This window comes from Streptomyces sp. NPDC107765, from assembly GCF_055657085.1.
Genome location: NZ_JBVKBL010000001.1, coordinates 884,196 through 898,362 on the forward strand (window position 1 = coordinate 884,196; position 14,167 = coordinate 898,362).

The following is a 14,167-nucleotide window of genomic DNA, read 5'->3' on the forward strand; positions in this document are numbered from 1 at the left end:
CGGGGCCGCCCCCTTGAAGAAGAAAGGAAATTTTCCTGAGCCTCTAGGCAGGGGCTGCCGGGCGTAGCACCATCGGCCGTAGAGGGCCCGGCCCGAACCCGCTCCGGCCGACCCCTCCCGACACAGCACCCGACAGGTCGGCAGAGGCCGACGTTGCTCCACCACCTCGACGTTCCCCCACTGTGAGCGCACCGGCGCCGGTGTTCGACACCGCGGCACCCGACGCGCCGGTGCCGGAATCGACACCATCATGAGACTGCTCGCTGAGCGACGGCCGGACGTACAGGCCCGCTCGGACACCCTTCGCTCTCCCCCGCTCGGCGCGGACCTCGGTCTGCTCCTCCTGCGCCTGTCCGTCGGCCTGCTCATGGCCGGCCACGGCGCCCAGAAACTCTTCGGCTTGTTCGGCGGCTACGGGCTCGGCGGAACCGGCAAGGCGTTCGCCGGACTCGGCTTCCATCCAGGCAGGTTCTACGCGGGTCTGGCCGGAGCCTCCGAATTCCTCGGCGGCCTCGGACTCGCGGCCGGTCTGTTCACGCCGCTCGCCGCGGCCGCCGTCATCGGCGTGATGATCAACGCGATGATCCTCGGCGTACCCAAGGGGCTGTGGTCGACCGGCGGCGGCATCGAGTACCCGCTCTGCCTCGCCGCCGTGGCACTCGCGATCGCGGCGATCGGCCCGGGCCGCTTCGCGCTCGACAGACCGTTCCGGTGGCGGGACGGTGGTCTGGGCTGTGCCGCCTTCGCCCTGGGGGCGGGGGGACTCGGCGCCGCACTCATCCAGCTCCTGGCGCTGTGACGCCGGCCGGCCCGCCCCCTTTCGGCCGTGGACCGACCTATGCTGAGGCGGATGTTCGCACCCGAAGGTCCCACGTTCCGTGAACTCGCCGTGCAGGCGCTGTCGTCCGTCGAGCACGGCTATGACCTGCTGGCGCCGAAGTTCGACCACACGCCGTTCCGGACGCCGGAGTCGGTGCTGGCTCCGGTGTCGCGAGCGCTGCGCGAGCTCGGTCCGTTCGGGAGCGGCCTCGATCTGTGCTGCGGTACGGGCGCGGGCATGGACGTGCTGCGGCAGGTGTGCCGGGAGCGGGTGACCGGGGTCGACCTCAGTGCGGGGATGCTCGCGGTGGGCCGTGCCCGCGAGACGGTGACCGCCCGGCCGCCACGGTCGGAGTGGGTACGCGCGGATGCGCGGGCCCTGCCGTTCGGCCCGGTCTTCGACCTCGTGGTGAGCTTCGGGGCGTTCGGGCACTTCCTGCCGAGGGAGCGGCCCGGGCTGTTCGCGCAGGTCCACTCCGTGTTGCGGCCGGGCGGCCGGTTCGCGTTCCCGATCGCGGCGCCGTCCCGGCCCGGGTCGGCGGCGTACTGGATGCTGGCGGCCTTCGACGCGGCGATGCGGGTCCGCAACGCGCTGTGGCACCCGCCGTTCGTCATGTACTACCGGCCGTTCCGGCTGAGTGACGTCCATGCGGAGCTGACCCGCGCCGGCTTCACTGTGCGGTTGCACGCCCTGCCGGAGCTCGGCCGGCGCCCGGACGGCAGCCCCCGCTGCCGGCTCGTGGTGGCCACCTCCACCCGGGCGGAATGAGGCCCGCACGCGGTGCCGGCCGCGTGCGTGGTCCGCGTGCGCGCGCAGCCCCGCCGGCCCCGGCTGCGCAGCCCTCGAAGGTGCGCAGCATCAAGGGACTTCGCAGGCCGCGCACAGTCGTCGCAGGGTCGCCCGCATACCGGCGCGGTTGCGTGTGGCGCGCCGCCCGGCCGGGGTGCCGGTGAAGAGCAGCCCGAGCGTTTCGGCGATCCGGGCGCGCCAGCCACCGCGCCGGTGGTCGATCCAGTACTCGGTGACCCGGGTTCCGCTGCCGTCCGCCGCCGGGGCGAAGCGGTAGCCCCAACGGGCCACCGGCAGGCCGAAGGTGGCGACGTCGAAGGCGAACTCCCGGCCGGGCTCGTCGACGACGATCCGGCAGTGGGTGAACCACACCCAGCCGGCCCGGCGGTTGAATCCCACGAACCGGTCACCGCGCCGCCACACCCCGATGACCTCCGGACTCCACTCCTTCATCCGCCGGAGGTCCGATACGGCCCGGTGGAGGACGTGCGGCGGGGCGGCGCACTCCAGGGATTCCTCGACGGTCCATTCACGTGCGGTCATCGTCCGGCTCCTTCCTGCATCGTGCCGTCCGCGGTGGCGGGGGCGTGGGTGCGGGCGGCCACGACCGTGGCGGCGTCGAGGATCTGGCGCGTGACGGCGGCCGTGTCGGACAGGACGGAGAGGTGTCCGCAGCGGGGCCGGACGACGAGGCGGCCGTCCCGGCATGCGGCCAGGAAGCGGCGCTCGTCGCGGCGGAGCTGATCGCGGGCGCCGTTCACCAGCCAGACCGGGCCCGGGTAGGCCGCGAGCAGGGACACCGGGTCCATTGCGCAGACGGTCTCGATGACGCTCGGCATCAGCTCGCTGCTCAGACCGCCGGCGACCATGGCCTCGGCCAGCGGGGCGGGCAGCGCACGACGGAAGGCGTAGGCGCTCAGCCGGTTGGCCGCCTCGGGGTGCCTGCCGCCGAGGCGCGCCGCCTGGCGGTAGGCGGTGCGGAGCACGCCGCGGGGTACGGCGGTGCAGCCCATCGCCATCAGTCCGCCGACGCGTTCCGGATGGCGGGCAGCGGTGGCCGTCGCGACGTAGCCGCCCAGGGACAGGCCGATGAGCATCGCCCGGCCGCCGGCCTCGTCGATGGCGTCGGTGACCGCCGCGACGGCGGCGGGCAGGGTGAACGGTTCGCCGCGCCGGGAGCCGTGGCCCGGCAGGTCGGGCGCGACCGCGGGATGGCGGGTGCCGAGGGCGTGGATCACGGGGTGCCACATCGTGCCGCTCACGCGCATGCCGTGGACGAAGACGAGAGGCAGCCCGGCGTCTGAGGGTGGTGGTGTCATGCCCGGCACGCTAACAGGAAATGCAACGCAACGTTGCGTTGTTCTTTGCCGTTAGACTTCCTCCATGGACGGAAGTGGGCAGCAGGGCGGACAGGAGCGGCGGACCGGACGGGGTGAGCCAAGCGGACATCCCGGCGGGAGGCGGACCGGGGGGCCACGGAAGGCGCAGGAGATCTTCGAAGCGACGCTGGATCTGCTCGCGGCCCACGGTTACGAGGGGCTGACCATCGAGGGCGTCGCCCAGCGGTCCGGCGTCAACAAGACCACGATCTACCGCTGGTGGCCGTCCAAGGGGGCCCTCCTGGGGGCCGCGCTCATCGGGGCGCGACGGCTCGACTTCGACCTGCCTGACACAGGGAGCCTCCAGGGTGATCTGGAGGCCCTGCTGGGGGCGATCGTCACCCTTCTGACCGCCCCGCCGTCCTGCGATGTCGCGGTGGCGACGCTGGGCGCCGTGACCCACAGCCCCGAACTCGCGGGCCACATAAGGGAGTTCTTCGCCGACCGGCTCGCCCGTGAGCTGCCGGTCTTCGACCGTGCCGTCGCCCGCGGCGAACTCGCGGCGGACGCCGACCCCACACTGCTGGTGGATCTACTGGCCGGCGCCGCCTGGTTCCGCCTGACGCTACGTCAACTCCCGCTGGACCAGGAGTTCGTGGCCCGCACCGTCCACACCGTCCTCAACGGCGCAGGCACTTCGGAGCGCATGTAAACGCTCTGTTGCCTCATCAACTACAACTTTACGAATTCTTGGTGTAGTTGAATCACTTTTCACTCCAGTCTCAAATGCAACAGCGATGGACACGGGGGAAGAGACACGAGGAGCGGGCGCACGATGACCACGATGACCCGGGGGACGAGCCGGTGGACGAGGGGCGGCATACGGTCGGCGGGCCGAGGAGCGGTGCTGTCCGCGGTGGCGCTGGGACTGGTGACCGCGATGGCCGCACCGGCCGTCGCGGCGGACGATCCGACGCGTGAGCAGCTCATGGCGGACTGCGCCTCCGGCGAGGGCAAGTGCAGCTTCAACGAGCCGGTGCTCGGCAAGGCGTACCTCGGGGACTTCCACCAGGTCTCCGACTCGCTCTACAACTGCAGCACGTCGGACGCCACCCAGTCGATGGGCTGGTCGGACACGGTGGGTTCGACGGACTCCGCGGGCGCCTCGGTGACCGCCGGCGGCAAGATCGCCGGCCTGATCGACCTGAGCGTCACCGCGACGTACAGCCACACCTGGTCCAGCTCGCACACCGAGAACAGCTCCCTCACCATGACCGTCAAGCCCGGTGAGGTCGGCTGGATCTCCCGCGCGCAGGTCATGCAGACGGTCTCCGGCACCTGGCAGACGCACTACGACAGCCCGAAGTGGGGCCACTACTACTGGTTCGTGCCGGACACCGTCACCGGTCCCGCGACCAACGGGACGGACGGGCAGAGCAACGCGGTGACGGTCAAGACCCGCAAGATGACGGCCGCCGAGAAGTCGTCCTGCGCGGGCGGCAGCAAGCACGGACGGGCGTTCGTGGTGCAGCACTGACGCCTGCACCGGGTGCCGCCTCCCGGACGACGGGAGGCGGCACATCGACCCGAGGCGGCCGGCGGCTCCCCTACTCCAGGACCTCGGCCGCCTTCGTCCTCGGGCCTCCGGCGTCACCGGTGTTGAGCGTGCCGGCCGGTTCGAGCAGCAGGACCGCGGTCTCCTCGTCCGCCACCGGGCAGTGCTCGACACCGCGGGGCACGACGAACAACTCGCCGGGGCCGAGGACCACATCGCCGTCCCGCAGCTGGATGGTGAGCCGGCCACTGATCACCAGGAACAGCTCGTCGGTGTCCTCATGGGTGTGCCAGACGAACTCCCCCTTCAGCTTGGCGAGTTTGACCTCGTAGTCATTGAGGTCGGCCACCTTCTTCTGCGACCACAGGTCGGAGAACTGCGCGAGTTTGTCCGCGAGATTGATCGCGACGGGAGCCTGGGGCATACCGGTCCTTCCTTACCGTACGTCGGCCCGGACCGTTCGCATCCGGGCTGGTGACAGCCTCCCGGACACCCCGCTCACCGGTCTTGTACGTTCCTGGCATGACTGCAGACCGGCCCCCGACCGCCTCCCGGCCCCGTACGCCGGTCCTCCCGCCCCGTACATCGGTGACGGCCTGGCGGCCCTCCGTGCCGGGCATCTCCGAAGTCCTGCATGCGCACTTCACCGACCACGCCTACCCGGCGCACACCCATGACACCTGGGACCTGATGATCCTCGACGACGGAACGGTCGACTTCGCGCTCGACCGCGACCGTCATGGCGCGACCGGCACGGGGACGGTCGTCCTGCTGCCGCCCGGTGTCCCCCACGACGGCCGGACGGTCACCGCGGGCGGCTTCCGCAAGCGGGTGCTCTACCTCGACACGTCCGTGCTGCCCGAGCGGCTGACCGGCCGCGCGGTGGACCGCCCCCTGCTCGACGACGCCCTGCTGCGCGGGCGCATCCACCAGCTGCACACGGCCCTCGGCGCCACCGGCGACACGTTCGAGGCCGAATCCCGGCTGGCGTTCATACGGGAGCGGCTGCACGGGCACCTCGCCACCTGGCGGCCGCGCACGCCCGGCCGCGAGGGCAGCCGGCTGGCCGCCGAGTTGCGGGAGCTGCTCGACGCCCGCGTCAGCGCCGGCCTGTCGCTCCAGGAGGCCGCCGCCACCCTGCACGCCCACCCGACGCATCTGATCCGCTGCTTCAAACAGACCTACGGGATACCGCCGCACACCTATCTGACCGGAAAACGGATCGAGTGGGCGCGCCGGCTGCTGCTCGACGGCCGGCGGCCGGCCGCGGTCGCGGCGGCGGTCGGGTTCCACGACCAGGCGCATCTGAACCGGCACTTCACCCGTCACATGGGCACGACACCGGCACGGTTCGCCGCGGGGGCGGCCCGCGGACGGCAGCAGGTCATGCGCCCGTAGTGGTGGCCTCGACGTCGCGGACGAAGGGGGAGTCTCACCGCCCGCGCACCGGCGGGGGCACGATCCCAGGCCGTTTCCCAAGACCTCACTTCGGGCCGCACCGGCCGGGAAAGACCACCATTTCGGCCAATTCGCCTTCGTAACAGGTTTGTTGCACCGCGTGGCTGCCTACAGTCCCGCCATGACGCATGGGCGTGGCGCGGTGGCCGGCCGGGTGCAGGTGGCCGGGTCCTACTCGGTGGCTCCGGTGTTCCGGGAGCCGGCGGAACCCGTCGCGTACGGGAAGGAAGTGCGGGCGACGGACTTCGGTACCGACCCGCTCAGCCGGAAGGTGCCGGCCGCCGGTGTCGCCTGGGGTCACGCACCACGGCTGAGCGTCTTCCCGTTCCACCACCCACGGCTCAGAGGACAACGGGGGCACCATGACATCGCTGCGACCGGACGAGCGGCCCGCCCCCGCGCCGAAGGTGCTCGTCACCGACCTGGACGGCACCCTGCTCGGCGGTGACCGCGCGGACCGCCGGCGGTTGCGGGCGGCGCTGGACCGGCACCCCGAGGTGACCGTGGTGTTCGCCACCGGCCGTTCGCTCGCGTCCGTCGAGCGGATCCTGGACCGGGACCCGCTGGTCCCCCGGCCCCGGTGGATCATCGCCGACGTCGGGGCGAGCGTGATCGACGGATCGGACCGGAGCCGCGTCGACGTGGTGCAGAACCAGTTGCGCGAAGGCTGGCCTGGACACCGGCGGGTGCGTGAGCGGATGGCGCGGTTCCCGGAACTGGAGTACCAGGAGGGGGTGGTCCAGGAGGGCCGCTGCTCGTTCTTCCTGCGCCCCGGGCGGCTCACCGACGACATCACCGCCGCCGTAAGGGAGTTGGGCTGCGGATGGACGTACTCGGCGGGGCGCTACTTCGACGTGCTGCCCGCCCCGGCGAGCAAGGGCCGGGCGCTCGCCCTGCTCGCCCGCAAGCTCCAGTGGTCCCTGCGGTCGGTGCTGGTGGCGGGCGACTCGCTGAACGACCTGTCGCTGTTCGAACTCGGCACCCACGGCGTCCTGATGAGCGGGGCGGAGCCGGCCCTGCGGAAGCGGATCGCGGACCGCGCCGAGGTGTTCCGGCCGGACCGGGCCGGTGCGGCCGGCATCCTCGCCGCCCTGGAGGGTCTGGGCTGGGTCGAGCGCACGCACGCCGTGGTGGTGGGGTACCACCGCCCGCCGGTGCGCTGGGCCGACGGGCGGTGGCGGCGTCCGGTGAGCCCCAACGGCGTACTACCCACCCTCCAGGGCCTGTTCGGCGCCGACGGGCCGGATGGGGTGTGGGCCACCGCGCTGGTCGAGGACGGCACCGCACCGCATGCCGCTGCGGAGCCCGGACGTCCGCACCGCACCGGGCTTCCGCTGGCGTTCCTGCCGGTGAACGGCGTGCAGTGGACGCAGTACTTCCACCGCGCCTGCAAGGAGACGCTGTGGCCGGTGCTGATGTCGCAGCCCGGCCGGATGCGGTACAGCGCTGCGGCCTGGTGTCACTACGAACGGTTCAACGCCCGCTTCGCCGACCACCTCAGCGCCCATGCGGCCCGCGACGCCACGGTCTGGCTGCACGACTACAACCTGTGGCTGGTGCCCGGCATGCTGCGCGCCGCGCGCCCGGATCTGCGGCTGGGGCTGTTCCACCACACGCCCTTTCCCCCGGCGGACGCCTTCGGCCGGCTGCCGACCGCGGGCCGGCTGCGCGACTCCCTCGCCTGCCTGGACTGGGCCGGGTTCCACACCGAGGCGTTCGCCGGCCACTTCCGGCAGGTGCTGGCCGGCGCCGCGCCGATGCCCCGTACGGGCGTGCATCCGCTGGGCATCGACCGCCGGGCCGTCGAAGAGCTGGCCCGCGCGCGCAGCGTCCGCGCCGGTACGGCCCGCGGCGGGCCGCTCCTGGTCCTGTCGGTGGAACGGCTCGACTATGCCAAGGCACCCCTGGAGAAGGTCCGGGCGATCGACGCACTGCTTGCCCGACGACCGTCGCTGCGCGGCGGGTTGGTGTTCCGGCTGGTGTGCCCGCCGCCGGAGCCGGGGATCCGGATCCACGACACCACCCGGGCGGCTCTGGAGCACACCATCGATGAGGTCAACGACCGCTGGGGCAGCGGCAGTTGGCGGCCGATCGACTATCTGCCGCGGGCCCTGCCGTTCGCCGAGGTGGTCGACCAGTACCTCGCGGCCGAGGTGTTCTGGGTGACCTCTCTCCAGGACGGGATGAACCTCACCGCGAAGGAGTTCATCGCCAGCCACGCCGCGACCGGTCGCCCCGGGGTCCTCATCCTCTCCCGGCACACCGGCGCGGCCGCCCAACTGGGCACCGCGGCACTGCTCACCGACCCGCGCTCACCGCAGGACCTCGTCGACACGCTGTACCGGTCGCTGACCATGACACCCGGCGAACGCACCGCCCACCTCGGCCGCCTGGCGGCACTGCTCGACGATCCGCCGCCCGCCCGCTGGGCCCGCGACATCCTCACGGCCATCGGGGAAGCGGCGGCGGACCGGCGGCACTGAGCGAATTTCCGTCCCCTCACCCAGGGTGCACAGGCGCGTACAGCGGGTATCACCTCTCCGCACCACTTCTCCGCACCTCCCCCTTTCTCTCCTTCTCCCCCTCCGCGCCTCACCCTTCCGCGCTCCCGGGAGCCGCTCATGAAGCACACCCACCCCCAGCCCGGCGACATCGGGCTCACCCGCATCGACGGCGCCACCGGCCGGCTGATCCGCTTCGGCCAGTGGATCAACGGCGACGGCTTCGCCGACTACGAACACGCCTTCCTGGTCCTGCCCGACGACCGGCTGCTGGAGGCCGAGCCGGGCGGGGCGCGCATCCGGCCGCTCGCCGGGTACGACGGCGCCGAGGTGCTCTACGTCTGCCCGGAAGGGCTCACCGCACAGCAGCGCTCGGCCATCTGCCGGGCCGCCACGCGCTATGTCGGCGTGCCCTACAGCTTCCTCGACTACCTCGCGATCGCCACGCACCGCTTCCACGTGCCCGTGCCGGGCCTGCGCCGCTATGTCACCAGCACCCGGCACATGATCTGCTCCCAGCTCGTCGACCAGTGCTACCAGGACGGTGGGGTGCACCTCTTCGCGGACGGCCGCTGGTCCGGCTATGTGACGCCGATGGCGCTCTACACACTGCTGGCCACCGACTGAGCGAGCGGCCGGGGGCGACGGTCCGTTCCGCGGCGCCGCACCCCCGGCCGTCACCCGGCCCCTCGCCCGACCGCGTCGCCCGGCCCGTCAGGTGCCGGGCTTGCGTCCGTAGACCTGGACGTCGTCACCGGTCCGCAGCAGGGACCAGTACTTCGCGGCGTCGCCGCTGCGCATGTTGACGCAGCCGTGCGAGCCGGGGGCCGACCAGACGCTGCCGCTGATGGAGTGGAAGGCCTGGCCGCCGTCGAAGAACTGGCTGTACGGCATGGCCACGTGGTACAGCGTCGAGACGTGGTGCAGATGGCGCCAGTAGATCTTCTTGGCGCCGGTGCGGGTCTCGTACCCGTCCCGGCCGCTGCGGATCGGCACCGGCCCGTACACCAGCCGGGAGCCGTCCTGGATCCAGCTGAGCTGGCGGGTGAGGTCGACGCAGGCGATGCGGCCCTTCGTGGTCGGGCAGTGGTGCGCCTTGTTGGGGTGGTGGCCGGCCGCCCGCTGCTGGGCGACCAGGTTCATCACGCCCCAGGTGACGGGCCCGGCGTAACCGATGTTGGGGGTGATGCCGTGGCTGGTCTGGAAGGCCCGGATCGCGCGGCAGTCGGCGGCCGACTGCCGGCCGTCCACGGGCAGTCCGAGGAAGCGCTCGGCCTGCTTCTGGTAGGGGCCGCGGGACGCGGTGCAGGCGGCGGCCGCGGTGGCGGCCCGGGCCGGGGAGCCGAGGGCGACCGTCAGCGGAACGGTCAGCGTGGTGAGGGCGAGCGCGGCGGCGGCCCGGCGTCCGGCTCGGGACGGCCGCGGTATGCGCCGAGGTATGCGCAGCGAGAATCGTCTTTTCATGCCCGGTAGGACTGTTTGCCCCACTCGCTGGTTGCAGCCGTGACCGACCCGGAATATCGGATACGCCGGATCCGGCCGCCGGTGGCCTCCGCGGTGCTGACGCGGACGGACCGGCCTCCCACGATTCGTGCGCCGGGCTTGCGACGATGGGCGCGCCGCGGGGGAACCGTGTCGCCGCCAAGGAGGCTGTCATGACCGCCAGCACGGACCTGCTCGTCGATGCCTTCGGCCGTATCCGGGAGGCCGTCGAGGAGGCGGTCACCGGACTCGGTCCGGACGAACTCAGCACCCGTCCCGAGGCCGACGCCAACTCGATCGGCTGGCTGGTCTGGCATCTGACCAGGATCCAGGACGATCACCTGGCCGGGGTGGCCGGCACCGAGCAGCTGTGGACGTCGGACGGCTGGTACGAGCGCTTCGGCCTGCCGTTCCCGGCCGATGACACCGGTTACGGCCACTCCCGCAAGGAGGTGGCGGCGGTGAAGGACATCGGCGAGGAACTGCTCACCGGCTATCACGAGGCCGTCCACGACAGCACGGTGCAGTATCTCGCCGGCATCGCCGACAAGGACCTGAAGCGCGTCGTCGACCGGTCCTGGACCCCGCCGGTCACCATGGGCGTCCGCCTCGTCAGCGTGATCGCCGACGGTCTGCAGCACGCGGGGCAGGCGGCGTACGTACGGGGGCTGCTCGGGTACTGAGGGGCGCCGCCGACGGGGCTCAGGTCCGCCGGGGCAGGCGGTGCAGCTCGACGTCGGTCAGCCGGCCGGACGCGATCTCCACGGTCATGTACGTGCAGTACGGCTGGCGCCGGCGGTCGACCGGGGAGCCGGGGTTGAGCAGGCGCAGCCGGCCGTCGGCGACCGAGTCCCAGGGGATGTGGCTGTGCCCGAAGACCAGGACGTCGAGGTCGGGGAAGCGGGCGGCGCAGCGGCGCTCCCGGCCCTGGGCGGGGCCGGTTTCGTGCACCACGCCGAACCGCAGGCCCGCCAGGTCGGCGTGGGCCACCTCGGGCAGCCGGGCGCGCAGTTCGGGGCCGTCGTTGTTGCCGTACACCCCGATCAGCCGCCGGGCGCGGGCCTGGAGCAGGTCCAGGGTGGCGGTGTCGACCCAGTCCCCGGCGTGCAGGACGGCATCGGCGCGCGGTACCTCGTCGAGCAGCTGGGGCGGCAGGGTCTTGGCGCGCTTGGGCAGATGGGTGTCGGAGAGGAGCAGCAGTCGCACGGCCCCGACGGTAGCCCTCCCCCGGCCGCCCGGCATGTCGGCGTGCGCCCCTCCCCGGCCCGGTGTGCGCCCCTCCCCCGTGCGCCGCGGGTCAGCGTTCCTGGGCGGTCGGCCGGACCGTGATCTCGTTGATCGCGACATGGGCCGGCTGGGTGACCATGAAGGTGAGGGAGCGGGCGATGTCCTCGGCCCGCAGCCAGCTCTCCTGCGGCACTCCGTGCGCCACGGCGGCCTGGCCGCCGAGCGTCATCTCCGTGCTGGTCAAGCCCGGTTCGACCAGTCCGACCCGGACGCCGCGGCCGGTCACCTCCTGCCGCAGCGCTTCGCTGAAGGAGCACACCGCGTGCTTGGTGGCGGAGTAGACGCTGTTGTCCTTCCGGGGCACCCGGCCGGCGACCGAGCTGACGGTCACCAGGTCGGCGACGCCGCGCGGGGCGTCGGCCGCCGCGCGGAGCAGATGCGGGAGCGCGGCGTGCGACATCCGCAGGACGGCCCGGAGGTTGAGGTCGACCATCCGGTCCCAGTCCTCGGGGTCGCTGTGCTCGACGGGGTTGCGTGCGCCGTGGCCCGCGTTGTTGACCAGGATGTCGAGCCGCCCGAAGCGGGCGACGGTCTCGTCGACGGTGCGCTGCGGCAGTGCGGGGTCGGTGAGGTCGGCGGCCACCGCCAGGGACGGGGCGCGCAGCTCGTCGAGGGTCGCGGTGAGTTCCGTCAGCCGTGCGCGGCGGCGGGCGACCAGCGCGACGGACGCGCCCTCGCGGGCCAGGGCCAGCGCGGTGGCCGCGCCGATGCCGCTGGAAGCGCCGGTCACCAGCGCCACGGTGCCGGCCAGCGGTGCGCGGCCGGCGCCACCGGGCGGCGCCGCGGTCCCGGACCCGCCCGCCGCGCTGCCGTGGTCGCTCTCTTCGGTGTGCATGTCCGCCGCTCCTCCTGGTCGCTCGCCCCGGGACCTTGATCATTCGCCCGCGCAGCCTCGGTCACGCGCGCGGCGAGCCGTGCCGGTCCCGTCCTGCCCGTACCCCTCTTCGGGGCGGAATCACCCGGGGAGCTCGGTGGTGAACGATCTTTGCGCTCCATGGGTGAGGCCCGGCAGGCATGGCGTGCCTGCCGGGCGGTGGGTCCGGCGGGGTCAGTGGGCGGCGAGTTCGCGCGGGAGGTGGTTGTGCTGGAGGAAGGACTGCAGGGTGCGGTCCCAGGTGCGGGCGAAGCCCAGGGCGAGTTCGGTCGTGCCGCGGACCGGGAGCGGGAGGTGCCGTTCGGCGGCGAAGCCCATCATGCGGGCGACGGCGCGCCAGAGCCGGGCGTCGGTGCTGCGGCCGACCGCGGCGTGGTGCACGGCCAGCAGGTGGGCGGCGAGCTCGTCACCCGCGCCGGCCGCGAACCGCCACCAGTACAGGGCGCTGTCCCACTTGTCGAGCGTGTAGAGGAGGCAGGCGAAGGTGCGTGCGCCGGCCGCGTCGTAGTCGGCCGCGAAGGCGCCCAGGGTGTCGATGTCCTTGGAGCGGAGCACGACGTGGCACAGCCGCCGGGCCTCGGCGAGAACGGCCGCGGGAGGGACGTCCGGGTCGAGGAGGGGGGTGGGTCGGCGGCGCCGGCGCCCGCGGGCGGCGGCCGGGCGTACGGGGGTGGGGCGGATGCCGCCGACCGGTCCGCGGGTGACCGGGTCGGGTTCCCGGCCGGTGCCGTCGGCGATGCGGGCGGCCAGCCGCTGGGTGAAGGCCACCGGGTCGTGGTCGGCGAACTCCCGGCCGATGGCTTCGGCCTGCCGGCGCAGCAGGTCCACGAGCGGGTCGTCGGGCATCACGCGTCCTCTCCGGTCCCGCAGGAACCGTTCGTCATGAGCTCTTTGAGCCGTTGCAGGCCGATGCTGGTGCTGACCTTGGCGGCGCCCGGGGTGGTGTGGAGCCGCTCGGCGATCTGCTCGTAGGAGAGGCCCGCGAGGTGGCGCAGGCGCACGGAGTTGGCCTGCAGCGGTGCGGTGGCCTCCAGTTCGTCCAGGGCGAGGTCGAGCGGTTCGCAACTGCGCAGCTCCTGGAGGTAGGCGGTGTCCGGCGGGTCGGCGTAGGGCTGGACCCGGCTGTTGCGGATCTCGCGGCGGTAGAAGTCGGAGATCACGCCGTGCAGGATTGTGTAGGTCATGGCCTTGGGGTTGACGTGGGCGAGGATGCGTTCCCATTTGACGTACATGCGGCGGCCGGCTTCCAGCGTGGCTTCCTCGGCGTCCCGGCGGTCCCTGAGCCGGGACGCGGCGACGGCGAGGAGGGCCTTCTGCTCGCGCTGGAAGAAGACCTCGAAGTCCAGTGGCAGATCGGTGGGGCTGGCCAGGGGAGAGTGCTCGTTCACCGGCTCTCCTCACAGCGGGGGCCGGCCGGGGGCCGCAGCGGCGGCGGGATGACGTCCGGGAACGCGCCGGGGCGCGGGCGGTACGGGCCGAGGGGGCCGCGCGGGGCCGGTCCGGCGTACGGACGGGCGGGGGCGTACGGGTGCTCCGCGCGGACCTGCGAGGCGGCGCGGACCACGTGGCGGACAAGGGCGTCGAGTCCTGTGGCGGTCAACCGGTAGGCGCCGACCAGTGCCAGCGCGTACCAGGGCCATTCGTGCCGCAAGTGCTCCACGAGCCCTCCCTTCTTGTGAGGTGCAGCCCCGCTCCGCGTCGTTGCGGAGGGGGCGGAACGGAAAGCCGTTCCTGTCCCTCTCACCGATGAGAGGGGGCCTCAGGGTTAATCAGGCTTCGCACAGAATCAGCAGAAAGTGATCGATCAATTGCACAGTGTGCTCCCGACCTGCACTTTTACCCACACGGCGTGATCAACGCCACATTGACGCGAGGTTTCATCACCGGTAACTAGCGTTCGAAACCCGGCGGTTGGGTTCGCGCCGAACGCGACGGTGCGTCAGCAGCACCTCGCTCCCCGGCGATACGGGTGGTCGCCCGCACACCCCGCCGTCCGACGAGCCGTAGCACTGACCAAAGGTCTGTGCGCGGTGCATGCGTGCCTGCGCAGCGCATGCACCGAGAGGTCCGGATGCGCTCGGC

17 protein-coding genes are annotated in these 14,167 nt (G+C 72.5%); 8 read left to right on the forward strand and 9 right to left on the reverse strand.

What is annotated here, in order from left to right; genetic code table 11:
- Positions 1–250 precede the first annotated feature (250 nt).
- Both ACZ7MX_RS04065 and ACZ7MX_RS04070 read left to right on the forward strand, forming a co-directional pair.
- Positions 251–799: a DoxX family protein gene (locus ACZ7MX_RS04065; protein WP_472129088.1), complete on the forward strand. Its 549-nt coding sequence runs from the start codon at positions 251–253 to the stop codon at positions 797–799.
- Between the two features lie 51 nt (positions 800–850).
- A complete protein-coding gene (locus tag ACZ7MX_RS04070; protein WP_472129089.1) occupies positions 851–1,588 on the forward strand; it encodes a class I SAM-dependent methyltransferase in 738 nt (245 codons plus the stop codon).
- A 90-nt stretch (positions 1,589–1,678) separates the two neighbouring features.
- Here ACZ7MX_RS04070 and ACZ7MX_RS04075 read toward each other — a convergent pair whose 3' ends face one another.
- Entirely contained in the window at positions 1,679–2,152 is a 474-nt protein-coding gene (locus tag ACZ7MX_RS04075) for an SRPBCC family protein (RefSeq protein WP_472129091.1), read from the reverse strand.
- Positions 2,149–2,928: an alpha/beta fold hydrolase gene (locus tag ACZ7MX_RS04080; RefSeq protein ID WP_472129092.1), complete on the reverse strand. Its 780-nt coding sequence runs from the start codon at positions 2,926–2,928 to the stop codon at positions 2,149–2,151. The genes ACZ7MX_RS04075 and ACZ7MX_RS04080 overlap by 4 nt, the downstream gene beginning before the upstream one ends.
- Before the next feature lie 64 nt (positions 2,929–2,992).
- Between ACZ7MX_RS04080 and ACZ7MX_RS04085 the strand changes: the two genes are divergently transcribed.
- Complete coding sequence (locus tag ACZ7MX_RS04085; protein ID WP_472129094.1) at positions 2,993–3,640, forward strand: TetR/AcrR family transcriptional regulator; 648 nt, start codon at positions 2,993–2,995, stop codon at positions 3,638–3,640.
- 123 nt (positions 3,641–3,763) lie between these two features.
- Positions 3,764–4,465, forward strand: coding sequence for a hypothetical protein (locus tag ACZ7MX_RS04090; RefSeq protein WP_472129095.1), 702 nt, complete (start codon positions 3,764–3,766; stop codon positions 4,463–4,465).
- 70 nt (positions 4,466–4,535) lie between these two features.
- Here the strand turns inward: ACZ7MX_RS04090 and ACZ7MX_RS04095 are convergent, their stop codons facing one another.
- Entirely contained in the window at positions 4,536–4,907 is a 372-nt protein-coding gene (locus ACZ7MX_RS04095; RefSeq protein ID WP_472129097.1) for a cupin domain-containing protein, read from the reverse strand.
- A 98-nt stretch (positions 4,908–5,005) separates the two neighbouring features.
- On the opposite strand from ACZ7MX_RS04095, the gene ACZ7MX_RS04100 reads away from it, so the two are divergent.
- From ACZ7MX_RS04100 to ACZ7MX_RS04110, 3 genes are all read left to right on the forward strand, one after another.
- Entirely contained in the window at positions 5,006–5,881 is an 876-nt protein-coding gene (locus tag ACZ7MX_RS04100) for an AraC family transcriptional regulator (RefSeq protein WP_472129098.1), read from the forward strand.
- 422 nt (positions 5,882–6,303) lie between these two features.
- The gene (locus ACZ7MX_RS04105; protein ID WP_472129100.1) at positions 6,304–8,424 is read left to right on the forward strand and encodes a trehalose-6-phosphate synthase; all 2,121 of its coding nucleotides are present in this window, start codon (positions 6,304–6,306) and stop codon (positions 8,422–8,424) included.
- 138 nt (positions 8,425–8,562) lie between these two features.
- Positions 8,563–9,069, forward strand: coding sequence for a hypothetical protein (locus ACZ7MX_RS04110; RefSeq protein ID WP_472129102.1), 507 nt, complete (start codon positions 8,563–8,565; stop codon positions 9,067–9,069).
- 87 nt (positions 9,070–9,156) lie between these two features.
- Here the strand turns inward: ACZ7MX_RS04110 and ACZ7MX_RS04115 are convergent, their stop codons facing one another.
- On the reverse strand, positions 9,157–9,906 hold the full coding sequence (locus ACZ7MX_RS04115; RefSeq protein ID WP_472129104.1) for a L,D-transpeptidase family protein: 750 nt from the start codon (positions 9,904–9,906) through the stop codon (positions 9,157–9,159).
- 191 nt (positions 9,907–10,097) lie between these two features.
- Between ACZ7MX_RS04115 and ACZ7MX_RS04120 the strand changes: the two genes are divergently transcribed.
- The gene (locus ACZ7MX_RS04120; protein ID WP_472129106.1) at positions 10,098–10,607 is read left to right on the forward strand and encodes a mycothiol transferase; all 510 of its coding nucleotides are present in this window, start codon (positions 10,098–10,100) and stop codon (positions 10,605–10,607) included.
- A gap of 19 nt (positions 10,608–10,626) precedes the next feature.
- On the opposite strand, the gene ACZ7MX_RS04125 is transcribed toward ACZ7MX_RS04120, so the two are convergent.
- The 5 genes from ACZ7MX_RS04125 to ACZ7MX_RS04145 all read right to left on the reverse strand — a co-directional run bounded on the left by ACZ7MX_RS04125 (position 10,627) and on the right by ACZ7MX_RS04145 (position 13,745).
- On the reverse strand, positions 10,627–11,130 hold the full coding sequence (locus tag ACZ7MX_RS04125) for a metallophosphoesterase family protein (protein WP_472129108.1): 504 nt from the start codon (positions 11,128–11,130) through the stop codon (positions 10,627–10,629).
- A 91-nt stretch (positions 11,131–11,221) separates the two neighbouring features.
- The gene (locus tag ACZ7MX_RS04130) at positions 11,222–12,046 is read right to left on the reverse strand and encodes an SDR family oxidoreductase (RefSeq protein WP_472129110.1); all 825 of its coding nucleotides are present in this window, start codon (positions 12,044–12,046) and stop codon (positions 11,222–11,224) included.
- 213 nt (positions 12,047–12,259) lie between these two features.
- Positions 12,260–12,931 carry a hypothetical protein gene (locus ACZ7MX_RS04135; protein ID WP_472129111.1) on the reverse strand — a complete coding sequence of 224 codons (672 nt, stop codon included), beginning with the start codon at positions 12,929–12,931 and terminating at the stop codon, positions 12,260–12,262.
- Positions 12,931–13,473 carry an RNA polymerase sigma factor gene (locus tag ACZ7MX_RS04140; protein WP_472129112.1) on the reverse strand — a complete coding sequence of 181 codons (543 nt, stop codon included), beginning with the start codon at positions 13,471–13,473 and terminating at the stop codon, positions 12,931–12,933. The genes ACZ7MX_RS04135 and ACZ7MX_RS04140 overlap by 1 nt, the downstream gene beginning before the upstream one ends.
- The gene (locus tag ACZ7MX_RS04145; protein WP_472129113.1) at positions 13,470–13,745 is read right to left on the reverse strand and encodes a hypothetical protein; all 276 of its coding nucleotides are present in this window, start codon (positions 13,743–13,745) and stop codon (positions 13,470–13,472) included. The genes ACZ7MX_RS04140 and ACZ7MX_RS04145 overlap by 4 nt, the downstream gene beginning before the upstream one ends.
- Positions 13,746–14,167 lie beyond the last annotated feature (422 nt).

What these genes read in the sequence shown, in the direction of transcription:
- ACZ7MX_RS04120 (WP_472129106.1), top strand. Translation starts at nt 10,098, where the DNA reads ATGACCGCCAGCACGGACCTGCTCGTCGATGCCTTCGGCCGTATCCGG.
- ACZ7MX_RS04105 (WP_472129100.1), top strand. Translation starts at nt 6,304, where the DNA reads ATGACATCGCTGCGACCGGACGAGCGGCCCGCCCCCGCGCCGAAGGTG.
- ACZ7MX_RS04100 (WP_472129098.1), top strand. Translation starts at nt 5,006, where the DNA reads ATGACTGCAGACCGGCCCCCGACCGCCTCCCGGCCCCGTACGCCGGTC.
- ACZ7MX_RS04090 (WP_472129095.1), top strand. Translation starts at nt 3,764, where the DNA reads ATGACCACGATGACCCGGGGGACGAGCCGGTGGACGAGGGGCGGCATA.
- ACZ7MX_RS04130 (WP_472129110.1), bottom strand. Translation starts at nt 12,046, where the DNA reads ATGCACACCGAAGAGAGCGACCACGGCAGCGCGGCGGGCGGGTCCGGG.
- ACZ7MX_RS04085 (WP_472129094.1), top strand. Translation starts at nt 2,993, where the DNA reads ATGGACGGAAGTGGGCAGCAGGGCGGACAGGAGCGGCGGACCGGACGG.
- ACZ7MX_RS04095 (WP_472129097.1), bottom strand. Translation starts at nt 4,907, where the DNA reads ATGCCCCAGGCTCCCGTCGCGATCAATCTCGCGGACAAACTCGCGCAG.
- ACZ7MX_RS04110 (WP_472129102.1), top strand. Translation starts at nt 8,563, where the DNA reads ATGAAGCACACCCACCCCCAGCCCGGCGACATCGGGCTCACCCGCATC.
- ACZ7MX_RS04115 (WP_472129104.1), bottom strand. Translation starts at nt 9,906, where the DNA reads ATGAAAAGACGATTCTCGCTGCGCATACCTCGGCGCATACCGCGGCCG.
- ACZ7MX_RS04070 (WP_472129089.1), top strand. Translation starts at nt 851, where the DNA reads ATGTTCGCACCCGAAGGTCCCACGTTCCGTGAACTCGCCGTGCAGGCG.
- ACZ7MX_RS04065 (WP_472129088.1), top strand. Translation starts at nt 251, where the DNA reads ATGAGACTGCTCGCTGAGCGACGGCCGGACGTACAGGCCCGCTCGGAC.
- ACZ7MX_RS04135 (WP_472129111.1), bottom strand. Translation starts at nt 12,931, where the DNA reads ATGCCCGACGACCCGCTCGTGGACCTGCTGCGCCGGCAGGCCGAAGCC.
- ACZ7MX_RS04080 (WP_472129092.1), bottom strand. Translation starts at nt 2,928, where the DNA reads ATGACACCACCACCCTCAGACGCCGGGCTGCCTCTCGTCTTCGTCCAC.
- ACZ7MX_RS04075 (WP_472129091.1), bottom strand. Translation starts at nt 2,152, where the DNA reads ATGACCGCACGTGAATGGACCGTCGAGGAATCCCTGGAGTGCGCCGCC.